Annotated in this window: 17 protein-coding genes; 11 read left to right on the forward strand and 6 right to left on the reverse strand. The window is 70.9% G+C overall.

Annotated elements, in window-relative coordinates:
- Positions 1–2: 2 nt before the first annotated feature.
- Both tal and tkt read right to left on the reverse strand, forming a co-directional pair.
- Entirely contained in the window at positions 3–1,121 is a 1,119-nt protein-coding gene (gene tal, locus AC07FY_RS03780; RefSeq protein ID WP_478999755.1) for a transaldolase, read from the reverse strand.
- A gap of 34 nt (positions 1,122–1,155) precedes the next feature.
- Complete coding sequence (gene tkt, locus AC07FY_RS03785; protein WP_478999757.1) at positions 1,156–3,258, reverse strand: transketolase; 2,103 nt, start codon at positions 3,256–3,258, stop codon at positions 1,156–1,158.
- A gap of 257 nt (positions 3,259–3,515) precedes the next feature.
- On the opposite strand from tkt, the gene AC07FY_RS03790 reads away from it, so the two are divergent.
- The 3 genes from AC07FY_RS03790 to AC07FY_RS03800 all read left to right on the forward strand — a co-directional run bounded on the left by AC07FY_RS03790 (position 3,516) and on the right by AC07FY_RS03800 (position 6,060).
- A complete protein-coding gene (locus AC07FY_RS03790; protein ID WP_478999759.1) occupies positions 3,516–4,457 on the forward strand; it encodes a heme o synthase in 942 nt (313 codons plus the stop codon).
- A 15-nt stretch (positions 4,458–4,472) separates the two neighbouring features.
- On the forward strand, positions 4,473–4,835 hold the full coding sequence (locus AC07FY_RS03795) for a hypothetical protein (RefSeq protein WP_478999761.1): 363 nt from the start codon (positions 4,473–4,475) through the stop codon (positions 4,833–4,835).
- Between the two features lie 130 nt (positions 4,836–4,965).
- Positions 4,966–6,060, forward strand: a complete 1,095-nt coding sequence (locus tag AC07FY_RS03800) for an amidohydrolase family protein (protein ID WP_478999763.1) — start codon at positions 4,966–4,968, stop codon at positions 6,058–6,060.
- A gap of 15 nt (positions 6,061–6,075) precedes the next feature.
- On the opposite strand, the gene AC07FY_RS03805 is transcribed toward AC07FY_RS03800, so the two are convergent.
- From AC07FY_RS03805 to AC07FY_RS03820, 4 genes are all read right to left on the reverse strand, one after another.
- On the reverse strand, positions 6,076–7,065 hold the full coding sequence (locus AC07FY_RS03805; protein WP_478999765.1) for a COX15/CtaA family protein: 990 nt from the start codon (positions 7,063–7,065) through the stop codon (positions 6,076–6,078).
- A 4-nt stretch (positions 7,066–7,069) separates the two neighbouring features.
- Entirely contained in the window at positions 7,070–8,203 is a 1,134-nt protein-coding gene (locus AC07FY_RS03810) for a hypothetical protein (RefSeq protein ID WP_478999767.1), read from the reverse strand.
- 68 nt (positions 8,204–8,271) lie between these two features.
- The gene (locus tag AC07FY_RS03815; RefSeq protein WP_478999769.1) at positions 8,272–9,039 is read right to left on the reverse strand and encodes an ABC transporter permease; all 768 of its coding nucleotides are present in this window, start codon (positions 9,037–9,039) and stop codon (positions 8,272–8,274) included.
- The gene (locus AC07FY_RS03820; protein ID WP_478999771.1) at positions 9,036–9,962 is read right to left on the reverse strand and encodes an ABC transporter ATP-binding protein; all 927 of its coding nucleotides are present in this window, start codon (positions 9,960–9,962) and stop codon (positions 9,036–9,038) included. Before AC07FY_RS03820 ends, AC07FY_RS03815 begins: the two co-directional genes overlap by 4 nt.
- 365 nt (positions 9,963–10,327) lie before the next feature.
- Between AC07FY_RS03820 and AC07FY_RS03825 the strand changes: the two genes are divergently transcribed.
- The 8 genes from AC07FY_RS03825 (at position 10,328) to AC07FY_RS03860 (ending at position 16,915) form a co-directional block, all read left to right on the forward strand.
- Complete coding sequence (locus AC07FY_RS03825; RefSeq protein ID WP_478999773.1) at positions 10,328–11,089, forward strand: helix-turn-helix transcriptional regulator; 762 nt, start codon at positions 10,328–10,330, stop codon at positions 11,087–11,089.
- On the forward strand, positions 11,086–12,501 hold the full coding sequence (sufB, locus tag AC07FY_RS03830; protein WP_478999775.1) for a Fe-S cluster assembly protein SufB: 1,416 nt from the start codon (positions 11,086–11,088) through the stop codon (positions 12,499–12,501). The genes AC07FY_RS03825 and sufB overlap by 4 nt, the downstream gene beginning before the upstream one ends.
- A gap of 65 nt (positions 12,502–12,566) precedes the next feature.
- The gene (sufD, locus tag AC07FY_RS03835; protein WP_478999778.1) at positions 12,567–13,745 is read left to right on the forward strand and encodes a Fe-S cluster assembly protein SufD; all 1,179 of its coding nucleotides are present in this window, start codon (positions 12,567–12,569) and stop codon (positions 13,743–13,745) included.
- Complete coding sequence (locus AC07FY_RS03840) at positions 13,745–14,062, forward strand: bifunctional 3-phenylpropionate/cinnamic acid dioxygenase ferredoxin subunit (RefSeq protein WP_478999781.1); 318 nt, start codon at positions 13,745–13,747, stop codon at positions 14,060–14,062. Before sufD ends, AC07FY_RS03840 begins: the two co-directional genes overlap by 1 nt.
- Positions 14,063–14,069: 7 nt before the next feature.
- Positions 14,070–14,834 carry a Fe-S cluster assembly ATPase SufC gene (gene sufC, locus AC07FY_RS03845; RefSeq protein ID WP_478999783.1) on the forward strand — a complete coding sequence of 255 codons (765 nt, stop codon included), beginning with the start codon at positions 14,070–14,072 and terminating at the stop codon, positions 14,832–14,834.
- Positions 14,831–16,087: a cysteine desulfurase gene (locus AC07FY_RS03850; protein ID WP_478999784.1), complete on the forward strand. Its 1,257-nt coding sequence runs from the start codon at positions 14,831–14,833 to the stop codon at positions 16,085–16,087. Before sufC ends, AC07FY_RS03850 begins: the two co-directional genes overlap by 4 nt.
- Before the next feature lie 25 nt (positions 16,088–16,112).
- A complete protein-coding gene (sufU, locus tag AC07FY_RS03855; protein WP_215142066.1) occupies positions 16,113–16,574 on the forward strand; it encodes a Fe-S cluster assembly sulfur transfer protein SufU in 462 nt (153 codons plus the stop codon).
- Positions 16,571–16,915, forward strand: a complete 345-nt coding sequence (locus AC07FY_RS03860; protein WP_030027092.1) for a metal-sulfur cluster assembly factor — start codon at positions 16,571–16,573, stop codon at positions 16,913–16,915. The genes sufU and AC07FY_RS03860 overlap by 4 nt, the downstream gene beginning before the upstream one ends.
- The last annotated feature ends 175 nt before the right edge of the window (positions 16,916–17,090 follow it).

The raw sequence follows: 17,090 nt of genomic DNA on the forward strand, positions 1-17,090 counted from the left end.
GTTCAGGCCTCCGTGGGGGCGAGGCGCTCGAGCTCCGCCTCGGTCGACTTCAGCAGGTCGTTCCAGGACGCCTCGAACTTCTCGACGCCCTCGTCCTCGAGCAGCTGCACCACATCGTCGTACGAAACGCCGAGCTTCGCGACCGCGTCGAGCTCGGCACGGGCCTGCTCGTAGGTGCCGCGGACGGTGTCTCCGGCGATCTGCCCGTGGTCGGCGGTGGCCTCCAGGGTGGCCTCCGGCATGGTGTTCACCGTGTTCGGGGCGACCAGGTCGACCACGTACAGGGTGTCCTTGTACGCCGGGTCCTTGACGCCCGTCGAGGCCCACAGCGGACGCTGCTTGTTCGCTCCGACGCGCTCCAGGGCGGCCCAGCGGTCCGAGGAGAAGACCTCCTCGTACGCCTGGTAGGCCAGACGGGCGTTGGCGAGGGCCGCCTTGCCCTTCAGGGCCTTCGCCTCGTCGGTGCCGACCTCGTCCAGGCGCTTGTCGATCTCGGTGTCCACGCGGGAGACGAAGAAGGAGGCGACCGAGTGGATCAGGGAGAGGTCCAGGCCGGCGGCCTTGGCCTTCTCCAGACCCGCCAGGTACGCGTCCATGACCGCGCGGTAGCGCTCCAGCGAGAAGATCAGCGTGACGTTGACGCTGATGCCCCGGCCGATGACCTCGGTGATCGCCGGCAGGCCGGCCTCGGTCGCCGGGATCTTGATGAGTGTGTTCGGGCGGTCCACCAGCCAGGCGAGCTGCTTGGCCTCGGCGACGGTCGCGTGGGTGTTGTGGGCGAGCCGGGGGTCGACCTCGATCGACACGCGGCCGTCCTGGCCGTCGGTGCGGTCGTAGACCGGGCGCAGGATGTCGGCGGCGTCGCGGACGTCCGCCGTCGTGATCATGCGGATGGCCTCCTCCACGGTCACCTTGCGGGCCGCGAGGTCGGACAGCTGCTGGTCGTAGCCGTCTCCCTGGCTGATGGCCTTCTGGAAGATCGACGGGTTGGTCGTGACACCGACCACGTGCGACTGGTCGATGAGCTCGGCCAGGTTGCCGGACGTGATGCGCTTGCGGGACAGGTCGTCCAGCCAGATCGCCACGCCCTCGTCGGAGAGGCGCTTGAGTGCGTCTGTCATGGGGATTGCATCTCCTACTGGTGTTGTACCGGCGTCAGCGCGCGGCGGCGGCGAGGGACTCGTGTGCGGCGGCCGCGACGCGCTCGGGGGTGAAGCCGAACTCGCGGAAGAGCACCTTGGCGTCGGCCGAGGCACCGAAGTGCTCCAGCGAGACGATCCGGCCCGCGTCGCCCACGTAGCGGTACCAGGTCAGGCCGATGCCCGCCTCGACCGCGACGCGCGCCTTGACGGAGGGCGGCAGGACGCTGTCCTTGTACGCCTGGTCCTGCTCCTCGAACCACTCCACGCACGGCATGGAGACGACGCGGGTGGGGACGCCCTCGGCCTGCAGCTGCTCGCGGGCCTCGACGGCCAGGTGCACCTCGGAGCCGGTGCCGATGAGGACGACCTGCGGCTCCGCGCGCTGACCGGAGGAGTCCTCCGCCTCGAACATCACGTATCCGCCCTTGGCGGCGTCCTCGTTGCGCTCGTAGGTCGGCACGCCCTGGCGGGTGAGCGCCAGACCGTGCGGGGCGCCCTTGCCGTACACCTTGGTGTGGCGGCGCAGGATCTGGCGCCAGGCGATGGCGGTCTCGTTGGCGTCGGCCGGGCGGACCAGGTTCAGGCCCGGGATGGCGCGCAGCGAGGCCAGGTGCTCGACGGGCTGGTGGGTCGGGCCGTCCTCGCCGAGGCCGATGGAGTCGTGCGTCCACACGTAGGTGACCGGCACGTGCATCAGCGCGGACAGGCGCACGGCGTTGCGCATGTAGTCGGAGAACACCAGGAAGGTGCCGCCGTAGATGCGGGTGTGGCCGTGCAGGGCGATGCCGTTCATGGCCGCGGCCATGGCGTGCTCGCGGATGCCGAAGTGGATGGTGCGGCCGTACGGATCGGCCTCCGGCAGCGGGTTGCCCACCGGCAGGAACGAGGATTCCTTGTCGATGGTGGTGTTGTTGGAGCCGGCGAGGTCGGCGGAGCCGCCCCACAGCTCGGGGATGACCGCACCGAGGGCCTGGAGCACCTTGCCGGAAGCGGCGCGGGTGGCGACGCCCTTGCCGGTCTCGAAGGCGGGGAGGTGGTCCTCCCAGCCCGCGGGCAGCTCGTTGGCCTGGATGCGGTCGAACTCCGCGGCGCGCTCGGGGTTGGCGGTGCGCCAGGCGGAGAAGTCCTTCTCCCACGCGGCCTTGGCCTCGCGGCCCCGGTCCAGCGCCTTGCGGGTGTGCGCGAGGACCTCGTCGGAGACCTCGAAGGTCTGCTCCGGGTCGAAGCCGAGGACGCGCTTGGTGGCCGCGACCTCGTCGTCGCCGAGCGCCGAGCCGTGCGCGGCCTCGGTGTTCTGGGCGTGCGGGGCGGGCCAGGCGATGATGGAGCGGGCCGCGATGAAGGACGGGCGGTCCGTCACGGCCTTGGCGGCCTGCAGGGCCGCGTAGAGCGCCTTCGGGTCGAGGTCGCCGCTCTCCTGCTGCTCGACGCGCTGGACGTGCCAGCCGTACGCCTCGTAGCGCCGCAGGGTGTCCTCGGAGACGGCCGTCTCGGTGTCGCCCTCGATGGAGATGTGGTTGTCGTCCCACAGCAGCACCAGGTTGCCGAGCTTCTGGTGGCCGGCCAGCGCGGACGCCTCGTGCGAGATGCCCTCCTGGAGGCACCCGTCGCCCGCGACCACGTAGACCATGTGGTCGAACGGGGAGGCGCCCTGGGGGGCCTCGGGGTCGAACAGGCCGCGCTCGTAGCGGGCGGCCATGGCCATGCCCACCGCGTTGGCGATGCCCTGGCCCAGCGGGCCGGTGGTGGTCTCGACGGCGGCCGTGTGGCCGTACTCCGGGTGGCCCGGGGTCTTCGAGCCCCAGGTGCGGAACGACATGAGGTCGTCCAGCTCCAGGCCGAAGCCGCCGAGGTAGAGCTGGGTGTACAGGGTGAGGGACGAGTGCCCCGCGGAGAGCACGAAGCGGTCGCGGCCCACCCACTCGGGGTCCGCCGGGTCGTGCCGCATCACCTTCTGGAAGAGGGTGTACGCGGCGGGGGCCAGGCTCATCGCCGTACCGGGGTGGCCGTTTCCGACCTTCTGGACCGCGTCAGCGGCCAGAACGCGGGCGGTGTCGACGGCCCGCTGGTCCAGTTCGGTCCACTCGAGCTCTGTGGTGGTCGGCTTGGTGCTCACCGTGGGTCAGGGCTCCTCTCCACATGTCTGTTCCCGGTGACGGACGGTCGCACCGGCGCGATTCCGAGCCTACCCCCGTGAGGGCGTGCAGCTATTCGAGTGTCCGCAGACAGTCACCGTGCCGTCACCGGTGCACCGGCTCCGTTCGGACCAACACGATGCGACCCCCGCGCAGGGCGACGTATGACCAACGTCTACAGTGGCGTGGTACGTGCAAGCCCTTGTGGGGCTTGCTGGTTTCTCTCTCAGGGGTGTGCGTGACGGCCGTCGAATCCCGTCCAGCGGGGGTGCTCGCGACGAGCGCCGGTCACCGGCCGTTCGGGGCCCGGGCCATGGCTTTCGTGGCATTGACCAAGCCGCGGATCATCGAACTTCTGCTGATCACCACAGTGCCGGTCATGTTCCTCGCCGAGCAGGGCGTGCCCTCGCTCTGGCTGGTCCTGGCCACCTGCTTCGGCGGGTACCTGTCCGCGGGCGGCGCCAACGCGCTGAACATGTACATCGACCGCGACATCGACGCGCTGATGGACCGGACCGCGCAGCGCCCGCTGGTGACCGGCATGGTCAGCCCGCGCGAATGCCTGGTCTTCGGCATCGGCCTCGCGGTGGTCTCCACCCTCTTCTTCGGCCTGCTGGTCAACTGGCTGTCGGCCGCCCTCGCGCTCGGCGCGCTGCTCTTCTACGTCGTGGTCTACACGATGCTGCTGAAGCGGCGCACCGCCCAGAACATCGTCTGGGGCGGCATCGCGGGCTGCATGCCGGTCCTCATCGGCTGGTCCGCGGTCAAGAACGAGGTCTCGTGGGCCGCGGTCATCCTGTTCCTGGTCATCTTCTTCTGGACGCCGCCGCACTACTGGCCGCTGTCGATGAAGGTGAAGGACGACTACGCGCGGGTCGGCGTGCCGATGCTGCCCGTCGTGGCGGGGAACAGGGCCGTCGCCCGCCAGATCGTCCTCTACAGCTGGGTGATGGTGGCCGTCTCGCTGCTGCTCACGCCGCTGGGGTACACCGGCTGGTTCTACACGGCGGTGGCGCTGGTGTCGGGCGGCTGGTGGCTGTGGGAGGCGCACGCGCTGCACGCGCGGGCCAAGGCCGGGGTGACGGGCCCGAAGCTCAAGGAGATGCGCCTGTTCCACTGGTCGATCACCTACGTGTCGCTGCTGTTCGTGGCGGTGGCCGTGGATCCCTTCCTCCGTTGATTACTCGCCGGTAGCATGCCGTCCATGGCAGACACCGCAGACACCACCGCAGCGACCGCGGACAAGAAGCAGGACCGCACGGCGGCGAAGCTCGCCCGGCAGATCGGCGCGTTCGCCGGCCGGCACGGCGGCGCCGAGGGCCACGTCGCCCACATCGGCCAGGCCGGCACCCGGATCGTGCTCGTCGGCACCGACGGGGAGTGGGGCGACCTGGTGGCCCCGTCCTTCGAGGTGGCGCGGCTGGCCGTGGAGAAGGCCGGGCTGGCGCTCCACGAGGAGTTCGACGGGGAGTTCGCGGCGCGCGTGCGCACCGGCCCGTACGAGTGGACGCGGATGGCCGGCATCCAGCTCGGCGGACCCGCGAACCCGGCGGCCTGAGCCTCTCCCCGAGGCCGTCCGGAGGGCCGCAGGTGGCCGCTCGGTCAACAGCGCGAGCAACACCTCACACCCCGCTCACCCGTTAGGACGTGTGGAAGCCCCTTCCTCACGTCCGCAACGGGATGCCCGGATGATCGAAACGCCGCCCCTGGTGGACCAGTACTGCCACGGTGTGCTCCGCACCGAGCTGGGTCTGGGCACCTTCGAGGCCCAGCTGGTCCGCTCGGCCGGCCCGCCCGCCGCGGGCACCACCTCCTTCGACACGCAGACCGGTTTCGCGGTGCGTCGCTGGTGCCCGCCGCTGCTGGGGCTGGAGCCGTACGCCGACCCCGCCCGCTACCTGGCCCGCCGGCGCGAGCTGGGCGCGGCCGAGTCCGCGCGGCTGCTTCTGCGCGGCGCCGGGGTCGCCGCCTTCGTGGTCGACTCGGGCGCGGCCGGGGACCTGACCGGCCCCAAGGAACTGGCCCTGGCGGGGGACGCCGCGGCCTTCGAGGCGGTCCGGCTGGAGCCGCTGGCCGAACAGGTCGCCGACACCTCCGGGACGGTGGCCGCCTTCCTCGCCAACCTGGCCGGCGCCGTGCACCACGCCGCCACCGGAGCGGTGGCCTTCACCTGCGGGCCCGCCGCCTGCCATCCGTCCGCCCTGGCCGGTGCGCCCGAACCGCCCGATCCGGGCGAGGTGCGCGGGGCGGCCGGCCGGTGGCTGGAGCGGCGGGCCAGGGGCGGGGCCCTGCGGGACCCGGTCCTGCTGCGGCACCTGGTGTGGAGCGCGGTCGCCTGCGGGCTGCCGCTGCAACTGCACACCGGAGCGGCGGACCCGGCGCCGCTGACGGGGTTCGTCCGGGCCACCGCGGGGCCGGGCACCCGGCTGGTCCTGCTCGGCGGATACCCCTACCACCGGCAGACGGCGCAGCTGGCCGCGGCCTTCCCGCACGTCTACGCGGACGCGGGCGGGGCCCTCGGGCAGACCGGGGCGCGGGCGGCGGCGGTCCTGGCCGAACTGCTGGAGCTCGCGCCGTTCGGGAAGCTGCTGTTCTCCAGCGGCGGGCGGCGGCTGCCCGAGCTGCACGCGGTCGGCGCCCTGGTGTTCCGGGAGGCGCTGGGCCGGGTCCTGGGCGGCTGGGTCGCCGACGGGGCCTGGACTTGGCGGGACGCGGGCCGGGTGGCCGCGATGGTCGCCGCGGACAACGCCCGGCGCGTCTACCGGCTCGACGAGCGGGGGTGACCCCCCTCGGTCCGGTCAGACCGAGGAGAGCTGCGCATCGCCCTGGGCCGGGATCCCCGCCTGCGCCCGCGGCCGCTCGCGCAGGCTGAGCGCGACGCGCAGCACCGCGATCCACACCAGGCAGGAGCCGAGCATGTGCGCGGCGACGAGCAGCTCGGGCAGCTGGGTGAAGAACTGCACGTAGCCGACGGCGCCCTGGGCCAGGAGCACGATCAGCAGGTCACGGGCGCGCGCCCGGGTGTCGGCGGGGGCGTCGACCACGCGCAGCACCAGCCACATCGCCACGGCCAACGCGCACACCAGCCAGGCGGCGATCGCGTGCACGTGGGCGGTGGCCGCCCAGTCGAAGGGCATCCGCCGGATCTCGCTGCTGTCACCGGCGTGGGGACCGGAACCGGTGACGACGGTGCCCGCCGCGATCAGCACGAGCGTCGTCGCGAGCAGGGCCCACGACAGCTTGCGCACCGGGCCGGGCACGCGGGGGCGGGGGGCGGTGTCGCCCTCGGCGGTGCGCTGCCAGCTGACGGTGGTCACCGCGATCAGCGAGGTGGCGAGCAGGAAGTGGCCGGCGACGCTGTAGGGGTTCAGGCCCGTCATGACGGTGATGCCGCCGAGTACGGCGTTGGCCAGCACGATGACGAACTGGAGCCAGCCGAGCCTGGTCAGCGAGCGCCGCCAGGGCTTGGCCGAGCGGGCCGCGAGGATGTACCAGCCGACGGCGCCCGAGAGCACGTACGTCAGCATCCGGTTGCCGAACTCGATGGCGCCGTGGAAGCCCTGCGCCTGCGTCGCGATCAGGCTGTCGTCCGTGCACTTGGGCCAGGTGTCGCAGCCGAGACCGGAACCGGTGAGCCGCACCGCGCCGCCGGTGACGACGATGGCCACGCTCATGACGAGCGCGGCGAGCGCGGCGCGCCGGACGATCCGGGGTGACGGAGTCCAGCGGCCGGCGATGAAGGCGAATGGGTTCAACACGGCCCCTATCGTAGGCGGAGCCTTGTGCAAAGTTTCACGAGGGGGTGTCCGGTGGCCCGCCCGAACCCGAGACCAGCCGGAACCGGGCGCCCGCCGGGTCGCCCTCCTCGTGCCACCACAGGTGGATGCGCCACGGGACGCCGGCGCCGGGACGGTCCGCGGAGACCTCGAACGCCCGGACCAGTTCGGCCCCCACGTCGTGCGCCGTCCTGTTCCTCACCTCGGTGGCGCTGTGCCAGGGATGGTCGAGCACGCGCCACAGCCCGTCGGGACCGCGCACCTCCACCCGCCACACCGCGAGCCAGGGCGTGACCTCCAGCATCGTGCGCACCTGTTCCCCGTCCAGGCCCAGCCGGGCCGCGATGGCGGGCTCCGTCGCCCCCTGGATCCGGGCGGCCACCACGGCCTGGGGCAGCAGCCGCTCCGGCAGCAGCCCCTTCGCGCGCAGGCCCGCCAGCGAGTCGAAGGACAGGTGGCGCAGCCGCAGTTCGAGCTGCCGGCCCAGGTGGTCCAGGGCCGCCTCGGCCTCCGCGGACTCCTCCGGGCCGTGGTCCGCGAGGAGCAGCCGGCGAAAGTCCGACTCGGCGTCCACGGCCCAGGCCACCGCGTCCTGCGTGGCGCCCAGCTCCGCGAGCCGGTCCCCGAGGAACACCTTCGCCTGGGCCAGGCCCCGGCGGTTGACCGGCTCCCGCTGGTCCAGGCCCTCCCACACCGCGACGGCGGCCCGGGTCAGATCACGGGCGCGCTCCCCGGCCGCCCGCTCCACGGCCGAGGGCCCCCGCGTGCCCGCCGGACCCAGCGGATGCCTCGGCAGCCGGTCCGCGTCGCTCAGCGGCCAGGCGAGCCACACCCCGTGGTTGATCAGCCCGCGGGCGTACCAGCGGGCGAACTCGGCGGCGTACGGAGCCGCCCGCTCGGAGCTGCGCAGCCCTTCCTCGATCAGCGCGAGGGCGGTGGCGCGGTCCCCGTCGGCGAAACGCAGCGTGGCTCGGTCCGACAGGCGCAGGCCCAGCAGCGCGACGCACTCCGGGTCCTCCGGGTGGGTGCGCAGGGCCGCGATCAGTTCGTCCAGCAGTCGCTCGCGCTCCTGCGGCTGTGCGTGCGCCGCCCCCGACCGCACCCGCGCCCACTGCTCGTCCAGCCGAAGAACGGCCTCCCGCTGCACCATGTCCGCCCCCCGGCTTCATGTGTGGAGGCGTCCATCCTCCCGGCAACGCCACCGGGAGGGGAAGGGATTCACTCCCAGCGGAACCAGCGCGCGGCGGCCCCCAGGCCCACGGCGGCCCAGGCCGCCAGCACGGCCGCGTCCGCCCACGGCAGCGCGGCGCCGTGCTGGAGGACCTCCCGCAGACCGTCGGACAGCGCCGTGACGGGCAGCAGGCCGAGGACCGGCTGGAGGGCCTCCGGGAACTTCTCCAGGGGCACGATCACCCCGCCGCCGACCAGCAGGAGCAGGAACACCAGGTTGGCGGCGGCCAGGGTCATCTCGGCCTTGAGGGTGCCGGCCATCAGCAGGCCCAGCCCGGAGAACGCGGCCGTACCGAGCAGGATCAGCGCGGCCACCGCCAGCGGGTTCCCGTGCGGGGACCAGCCGAGGGCGAAGGCGATCGCCGTCAGCAGGGCGATCTGGATGACCTCGGTGACCAGCACGGACAGCGTCTTGGCGGCCATCAGGGCCCAGCGCGGCAGCGGGGAGGCCCCGAGCCGCTTGAGGACCCCGTACCGGCGGTCGAAGCCGGTGGCGATGGCCTGACCGGTGAAGGCGGTGGACATGACGGCGAGCGCCAGGATGCCGGGGGCGAGGAAGTCCACCGACTTCCCGGCACCCGTGTCCACGATGTCCACGGCGGAGAAGAGGCTCAGCAGCAGCGCCGGGATGACCACCGTCAGCAGCAGCTGCTCCCCGTTGCGCAGCAGCATCCGGGTCTCCAGGGCCGTCTGCGCGAGGATCATGCGGGAGACGGGCGCCGCGCCCGGGCGGGGGGTGAACGTGCCGGCGCTCATCCGCGCAGCTCCTTGCCCGTGAGTTCGAGGAAGACGTCCTCCAGGGTGTGCCGCTCCACGGAGAGGCTGTCCGGCATCACGCCGTGCTGGGCGCACCAGGAGGCGACGGTGGCCAGCAGCCGGGGGTGGACGTCCCCGGTGACCCGGTAGACGCCGGGGGTCAGCTCGGCGGCCTGCGTCCCGTCGGGCAGCGCCTTGAGCAGCGAGGCGAGGTCCAGGGAGGGGCGGCCGGTGAAGCGCAGGGTGTTCTCGGCGCCGCCCCGGCACAGCAGCTCGGGGCTGCCGTGGGCGATGACCCGGCCCGCGTCCACGATGGCGACCTCGTCGGCGAGCTGCTCCGCCTCGTCCATGTGGTGCGTGGTGAGGACGACGGTGACCCCGTCGGCGCGCAGCTCCCGTACGAGGTCCCAGGTCGCGCGGCGGGCCTGCGGATCCAGTCCGGCGGTGGGCTCGTCGAGGAAGACCAGCTCGGGGCGGCCCACCACGGCCATGGCAAGGGCCAGGCGCTGCTGCTGGCCGCCGGAGAGCCGGCGGTAGGGGGTGCGGCCGCAGCCGCCGAGTCCGAGGCGCTCCACCAGGGGGCCGACCTCGAGGGGCTCGGCGTGGAGCGCGGCCATGTGGCGGAGCATCTCGACGGCGCGGGCGCCGGAGTAGACGCCTCCGGACTGGAGCATCACCCCGATCCGCGGGCGCAGTGCCCCGGCCTGGGCGACCGGGTCGAGGCCGAGGACGCGGACGGTCCCGGCGTCGGGCCGGCGGAAGCCCTCGCAGGTCTCCACGGTGGTGGTCTTGCCCGCGCCGTTGGGACCGAGGACGGCGGTCACGGAGTTCCGGGGGACGGTGAGGTCCAGGCCGTCCACCGCCGGCTTGGCGCCGTACCTCTTCACCAGTCCGCGGATCTCCACGGCGGGGTCGTTGCTCATGGGGAGTGAGTCTACGGAGCCCGGGGAGGGGCCCCCGGCCCCGGGTCCGGGGTGCCCGGCCCCCTTTCCGTCCGGTTGCCCGTCCGGTTTTCTGCCCGGTTTCCTGTTCCGCGGTCCTGATGGCCCCGCGTCGCTGGGTGATCCTTTCCGGACTCCGGGGCCGCCGTTCGCGGCGGCGCCGCGGGCGGAGGTCCGCTGGTGGAGGCCGGGCGGAGGGCCGGTGGAGCCCGCCTGGAGAGATGCGGAATTTCTCCCTCCGTATAACTCTGCGTCGACAAATAAGGTAACCCTTAGTGATGGAGGCCACCAGGAGTGGCCTCGGTCACGGCTTGTCGCTGCTCGACTATTTACGCAACAATGGCGTTGTGAAAAACGGCGAACGGCAGATCGAGGCCCCCCAGGGGGAGCTCGCCACCGGGGAGCGGTCCACCCGCAACCGGGTGGCGCGGTCCATCCTGGACCACGGCCCGTCCACCGTCGCGGACCTCGCCCAGCGCCTCGGCCTCACCCAGGCGGCCGTCCGCCGCCACCTCGACACGCTCGTCGCCGACGACGTGGTCGCCTCCCGCGAGCAGCGCGTGTACGGCGCCCGCACCCGGGGCCGGCCCGCCAAGGTCTTCGCGCTCACCGACTGCGGCCGCGACGCCTTCGACCAGTCCTACGACAAGCTCGCCGCGGACGCCCTGCGCTGGATCGCGCAGTCCGTCGGCGGCGGCGAGCAGGGCGAGGCGGCCGTCTCCGCCTTCGCCCGGGCCCGGATGGAAGCGCAGGCGCAGACCTACCGGGAGGCCGTCGAGGCCGCCGGCCCGGAGGGGCGCACGGAGGCCCTTGCCAGGGCGTTGACCGCGGACGGGTACGCTGCTACGGCGAAGAGCGCTCCCGGTCCGCACAGCGGTGAACAGCTCTGCCAGCACCACTGCCCGGTCGCACACGTCGCCGAGCAGTTCCCGCAGCTGTGCGAGGCGGAGACCGAGGTCTTCTCCCGCCTGCTCGGGACCCACGTGCAGCGTCTCGCCACGATCGCCCACGGCGACGGGGTGTGCACCACGTTCATTCCGCGGAGTGCGGGCGCCACACAGACCGACACATCAGTATCTGCAAGTACGGCCGGGAGGAACCCCGCATGACCACGGAGACTGCTCACCCTGAGCTCGATGGCCTGGGCACCTACGAATACGGCTGGGCCGACTCCGACGCGGCCGGATCGGCTGCCAAGCGGGGTCTGTCCGAAGACGTCGTCCGCGACATCTCGGCGAAGAAGTCCGAGCCGGAGTGGATGCTGAACCTCCGCCTCAAGGGGCTGAAGCTCTTCGGCAAGAAGCCCATGCCGAACTGGGGCTCCGACCTGTCGGGCATCGACTTCGACAACATCAAGTACTTCGTGCGCTCCACCGAGAAGCAGGCCGCTTCGTGGGAGGACCTGCCCGAGGACATCAAGAACACGTACGACAAGCTCGGCATCCCCGAGGCGGAGAAGCAGCGCCTCGTCGCCGGTGTCGCCGCCCAGTACGAGTCCGAGGTCGTGTACCACCAGATCCGCGAGGACCTGGAGGAGCAGGGCGTGATCTTCCTTGACACGGACACCGCGCTCAAGGAGCACCCGGAGCTCTTCCAGGAGTACTTCGGCACGGTCATCCCGGTCGGCGACAACAAGTTCGCCTCGCTGAACACCGCCGTGTGGTCCGGCGGCTCGTTCATCTACGTCCCCAAGGGTGTCCACGTGGACATCCCGCTCCAGGCCTACTTCCGCATCAACACGGAGAACATGGGCCAGTTCGAGCGGACGCTGATCATCGTCGACGAGGACGCCTACGTCCACTACGTCGAGGGCTGCACCGCCCCGATCTACTCCTCGGACTCGCTGCACAGCGCCGTGGTCGAGATCATCGTGAAGAAGGGCGGCCGCTGCCGCTACACGACCATCCAGAACTGGTCGAACAACGTCTACAACCTGGTCACCAAGCGCGCCGTGGCGTACGAGGGCGCGACCATGGAGTGGATCGACGGCAACATCGGTTCCAAGGTCACCATGAAGTACCCGGCCGTCTACCTGATGGGCGAGCACGCCAAGGGCGAGACCCTGTCCATCGCCTTCGCGGGCGAGGGCCAGCACCAGGACGCCGGTTCCAAGATGGTCCACATGGCGCCGAACACCTCCTCGAACATCGTCTCCAAGTCGGTGGCCCGGGGCGGCGGCCGCACCTCCTACCGCGGCCTGGTGGAGATCGGCGAAGGCGCGCACGGCTCCAAGTCCAACGTGCTCTGCGACGCCCTGCTCGTCGACACCATCTCCCGCTCGGACACCTACCCCTACGTGGACGTCCGCGAGGACGACGTGACGATGGGCCACGAGGCGACCGTCTCCAAGGTCTCCGACGACCAGCTCTTCTACCTGATGGCCCGCGGCCTGACCGAGTTCGAGGCCATGGCCATGATCGTGCGCGGCTTCGTCGAGCCGATCGCGAAGGAGCTGCCGATGGAGTACGCGCTGGAGCTCAACCGGCTGATCGAGCTGCAGATGGAGGGTTCGGTCGGCTAGGACCGGCCGCCCCGTCCCGCAGCACATCCGTTAGACGTACGTAGGAAGAGAGCAAGACGACAGCCATGGCTGAGGCTCAGAACATTCCGGCGGGCTCCACCACCGCCGGCGCGATCGCGGTGGCCGCCGAGTCCACCGTCGCCACCCGGATGAGCGCGCCCCCGTCCTTCGACGTGGCCGACTTCCCGGTCCCGAACGGCCGCGAGGAGGAGTGGCGCTTCACCCCCCTCGCCCGCCTCAAGGGCCTGCACGACGGCACCGCGGTCGCCAACGGCACCATGAAGGCCCAGATCGACGCGCCCGAGGGCGTCACGGTCGAGTCGGTCGAGCGCGGCGACGAGCGGATCGGCAAGGCCGGCGCCCCCGTCGACCGGGTCGCCGCCCAGGCCTTCTCCGCGTTCGCCAAGGCCACGGTCGTGACCGTGCCCAAGGAGACCGTGCTCGCCGAGCCGATCCGCGTCGCGCTGCACGGCGAGGGCGGTACGACCTTCGGGCACACCGTCTTCGACATCAAGCCGTTCGCCGAGGCGGTCATCGTGATCGACCACACCGGTGACGGCGTGCGCGCCGCCAACGTCGACATCCTCGTCGGCGACGGCGCCAAGGTGACCTTCGTGTCCGTCCAGGACTGGGACGACACCGCCGTGCACACCTCGCAGCACAACGCCCTGGTCGGCCGCGATGCCGGCTTCAGGTCCGTGGTCGTCACCTTCGGCGGCGACCTCGTCCGCCTCCACCCGCGCATCAGCTACGCGGGCCCCGGCGGCGAGGCCGAGATGCTCGGCCTGTACTTCACGGACGCCGGCCAGCACCAGGAGCACCGCCTCCTGGTCAAGCACGACGCCCCGCACTGCAAGTCGAACGTGGTCTACAAGGGCGCGCTGCAGGGCCAGGACGCCCACGCCGTCTGGATCGGTGACGTGCTCATCGAGAAGACCGCCGAGGGCACCGACACCTACGAGATGAACCGCAACCTGGTCCTCACGGACGGCGCGCGGGTCGACTCGGTGCCGAACCTGGAGATCGAGACCGGCGAGATCGTCGGTGCCGGCCACGCCTCGGCGACCGGCCGCTTCGACGACGAGCAGCTCTTCTACCTCCAGGCCCGCGGCATCCCGGCCGACGAGGCCCGCCGCCTGGTGGTGCGCGGCTTCTTCACGGAGCTCGTCCAGCAGATCGGTGTCCCGGACATCGAGGAGCGCCTGATCGACAGGATCGAGACCGAACTCCAGGGTTCCGTCTGATGAACTACGTCAAGGCCTGCGCGCTGAGCGAGCTGGAGGAGAACACCCCCAAGAGGGTGGAACTCGACGGCACGCCCGTGTCCATCGTCTCCACCGGGGGCGAGGTGTTCGCGATCAACGACATCTGCTCGCACGCGAACGTCTCCCTCTCGGAGGGCGAGGTCGAGGACTGCATGATCGAGTGCTGGCTGCACGGGTCGGCCTTCGACCTGCGCACCGGCAAGCCCTCGGGTCTGCCCGCGACACGCCCCGTTCCCGTATACCCCGTAAAGATCGAAGGGGACGACGTGCTCGTCTCCCTCACCCAGGAGTCCTGAGGTATCCATGGCAACGCTTGAAATCCACGACCTGCACGTCTCCGTCGAGGCCGAGAACGGCGCCCGCGAGATCCTCAAGGGCGTCGACCTCACCGTCAAGCAGGGTGAGACGCACGCCATCATGGGTCCGAACGGCTCCGGGAAGTCCACGCTGGCGTACTCGCTGGCCGGTCACCCGAAGTACACCATCACCGGTGGCACCGTGACCCTCGACGGCGAGGACGTCCTCGAGATGTCCGTCGACGAGCGCGCCCGCGCCGGCGTCTTCCTCGCCATGCAGTACCCGGTCGAGGTCCCCGGTGTGTCGGTCTCCAACTTCCTGCGCACCTCCGCCACCGCCATCCGCGGCGAGGCCCCGAAGCTGCGCACCTGGGTGAAGGAGGTCAAGTCCGCGATGGAGCAGCTCCAGATGGACCCGGCCTTCGCCGAGCGCAACGTCAACGAGGGCTTCTCCGGCGGTGAGAAGAAGCGCCACGAGATCCTCCAGCTGGAGCTCCTGAAGCCGAAGATCGCCATCCTCGACGAGACCGACTCCGGTCTGGACGTCGACGCCCTGCGCGTCGTCTCCGAGGGCGTCAACCGCGTGCGCGAGGGCGGCGAGGTCGGCACCCTGCTGATCACCCACTACACGCGCATCCTGCGCTACATCAAGCCCGACTTCGTTCACGTGTTCGCGAACGGCCGCATCGCCGAGTCCGGCGGCGCCGAGCTCGCCGACCAGCTGGAGGCCGAGGGCTACGACAAGTACGTGAAGGGTGGCGCGACCGCGTGACACAGCTGCCTGGCCTCCTCGACACCGAGGCGATCCGCAAGGACTTCCCCCTGCTGGATCGTGTGGTCCACGACGGGAAGAAGATCGTTTACCTGGACAACGCGGCGACCTCGCAGAAACCGCGCCAGGTGCTCGACGCGCTGAACGAGTACTACGAGCAGCACAACGCCAACGTCCACCGTGGCGTGCACGTGCTGGCCGAGGAGGCCACGGCGCTGTACGAGGGTGCCCGCGACAAGGTCGCCGCCTTCATCAACGCGCCGAGCCGCGACGAGGTGATCTTCACCAAGAACGCCTCGGAGTCGCTCAACCTGGTCGCGAACATGCTCGGCTGGGCGGACGAGCCCTACCGGGTCGACCGCGACACCGAGATCGCCATCACGGAGATGGAGCACCACTCCAACATCGTGCCGTGGCAGCTGCTCTCGCAGCGCACCGGTGCGAAGCTGAAGTGGTTCGGCCTCACCGACGACGGCCGGCTCGACCTGTCCAACATCGAAGAGGTCATCACGGAGAAGACGAAGATCGTCTCCTTCACGCTGGTCTCCAACATCATGGGCACCGTCAACCCCGTCGAGGCGATCGTCCGGCGCGCCCAGGACGTCGGCGCGCTGGTGCTGATCGACGCCTCCCAGGCCGCCCCGCACATGCCGCTGGACGTCCAGGAGCTCGGCGCCGACTTCGTGGCCTTCACCGGCCACAAGATGTGCGGTCCGACCGGCATCGGCGTGCTCTGGGGCCGCCAGGAGCTGCTGGAGGACCTGCCCCCGTTCCTCGGCGGCGGCGAGATGATCGAGACCGTGTCGATGCACGCCTCGACCTACGCCCCGGCGCCCCACAAGTTCGAGGCGGGTACGCCCCCGATCGCCCAGGCCGTCGGCCTCGGCGCGGCGGTGGACTACCTCAACTCGATCGGCATGGACAAGATCGCCGCGCACGAGCACGCGATCACCGAGTACGCGATCAAGCGCCTCGCCGAGGTGCCCGACCTGCGAATCATCGGCCCCACCACGGCCGAGGACCGCGGAGCGGCGATCTCCTTCGTGCTCGGCGACATCCATCCGCACGACGTCGGCCAGGTCCTGGACGAGCAGGGCATCGCCGTCCGCGTGGGACACCACTGCGCGCGCCCGGTCTGCCTGCGGTACGGAATTCCGGCGACCACCCGGGCGTCTTTCTATCTGTACACCTCTCCGGCCGACGTCGATGCACTGGTCGACGGGCTGGAGCACGTACGGAACTTCTTCGGCTGAGCCAGGCGACGAGGACGAGGACGCTGTGAAGCTGGATTCGATGTACCAGGAACTGATCCTGGACCACTACAAGCACCCGCACGGGCGTGGCCTGCGCGACGGCGACGCCGAGGTGCACCACGTCAACCCGACCTGCGGGGACGAGATCACGCTGCGCGTGAAGTACGACGGCGAGACGCTCACCGACGTCTCGTACGAGGGCCAGGGCTGCTCCATCAGCCAGGCCAGCGCGTCCGTACTGAACGAGCTGCTCGTCGGCAAGGAGCTCGCCGAGGCGCAGAAGATCCAGGGAGTGTTCCTGGAGCTGATGCAGTCCAAGGGCAAGCTGGAGCCGACCGAGGAGATGGAGGAGGTGCTGGAGGACGCGGTCGCGTTCGTCGGCGTCTCCAAGTATCCCGCGCGGGTGAAATGTGCTCTGCTGAGCTGGATGGCGTGGAAGGACGCGACGGCCCAGGCACTGGGCGACGCGGAGAGGAAGACGGCATGACCGAGAACGCGACGCCCGAGGCGTCGACCAAGCCGGCCACCGAGGAGGAGGTCCGCGAGGCCCTCTACGACGTGGTCGACCCCGAGCTGGGCATCGACGTCGTCAACCTGGGCCTGATCTACGGCATCCACATCGACGACGCGAACATCGCCACCCTCGACATGACCCTGACCTCGGCGGCCTGCCCGCTGACGGACGTCATCGAGGACCAGGCGAAGTCGGCGACGGACGGCATCGTCAACGAACTGCGCATCAACTGGGTGTGGATGCCGCCGTGGGGCCCGGACAAGATCACGGACGACGGCCGCGAGCAGCTGCGCGCGCTCGGCTTCAACGTCTGACCGCCCACGTGTGAGGGCCCCCGGGCACGATCGTGCCGGGGGCCCTCGCCGTTGTCCGGGGCTCCCCACGACACGCCTAGTACTGCAACGGTGTTTTCTGTGATGGTTTGTTGGCTTCTGGTGGTGTGTAACCGCGTCGTTTGTAGTGGCTGACACGTGCCTGGAACTGTCGTCG

The sequence above is a fragment of the Streptomyces sp. NPDC045967 genome, assembly GCF_056430495.1.

Excerpts from the sequence above, each read along its gene's own strand:
- tal (WP_478999755.1), bottom strand. The coding sequence starts at position 1,121 with ATGACAGACGCACTCAAGCGCCTCTCCGACGAGGGCGTGGCGATCTGG.
- AC07FY_RS03795 (WP_478999761.1), top strand. The coding sequence starts at position 4,473 with ATGCCGTCCATGGCAGACACCGCAGACACCACCGCAGCGACCGCGGAC.
- AC07FY_RS03800 (WP_478999763.1), top strand. The coding sequence starts at position 4,966 with ATGATCGAAACGCCGCCCCTGGTGGACCAGTACTGCCACGGTGTGCTC.
- AC07FY_RS03810 (WP_478999767.1), bottom strand. The coding sequence starts at position 8,203 with ATGGTGCAGCGGGAGGCCGTTCTTCGGCTGGACGAGCAGTGGGCGCGG.
- AC07FY_RS03815 (WP_478999769.1), bottom strand. The coding sequence starts at position 9,039 with ATGAGCGCCGGCACGTTCACCCCCCGCCCGGGCGCGGCGCCCGTCTCC.
- AC07FY_RS03820 (WP_478999771.1), bottom strand. The coding sequence starts at position 9,962 with ATGAGCAACGACCCCGCCGTGGAGATCCGCGGACTGGTGAAGAGGTAC.
- sufB (WP_478999775.1), top strand. The coding sequence starts at position 11,086 with ATGACCACGGAGACTGCTCACCCTGAGCTCGATGGCCTGGGCACCTAC.
- sufD (WP_478999778.1), top strand. The coding sequence starts at position 12,567 with ATGGCTGAGGCTCAGAACATTCCGGCGGGCTCCACCACCGCCGGCGCG.
- AC07FY_RS03840 (WP_478999781.1), top strand. The coding sequence starts at position 13,745 with ATGAACTACGTCAAGGCCTGCGCGCTGAGCGAGCTGGAGGAGAACACC.
- sufC (WP_478999783.1), top strand. The coding sequence starts at position 14,070 with ATGGCAACGCTTGAAATCCACGACCTGCACGTCTCCGTCGAGGCCGAG.
- AC07FY_RS03860 (WP_030027092.1), top strand. The coding sequence starts at position 16,571 with ATGACCGAGAACGCGACGCCCGAGGCGTCGACCAAGCCGGCCACCGAG.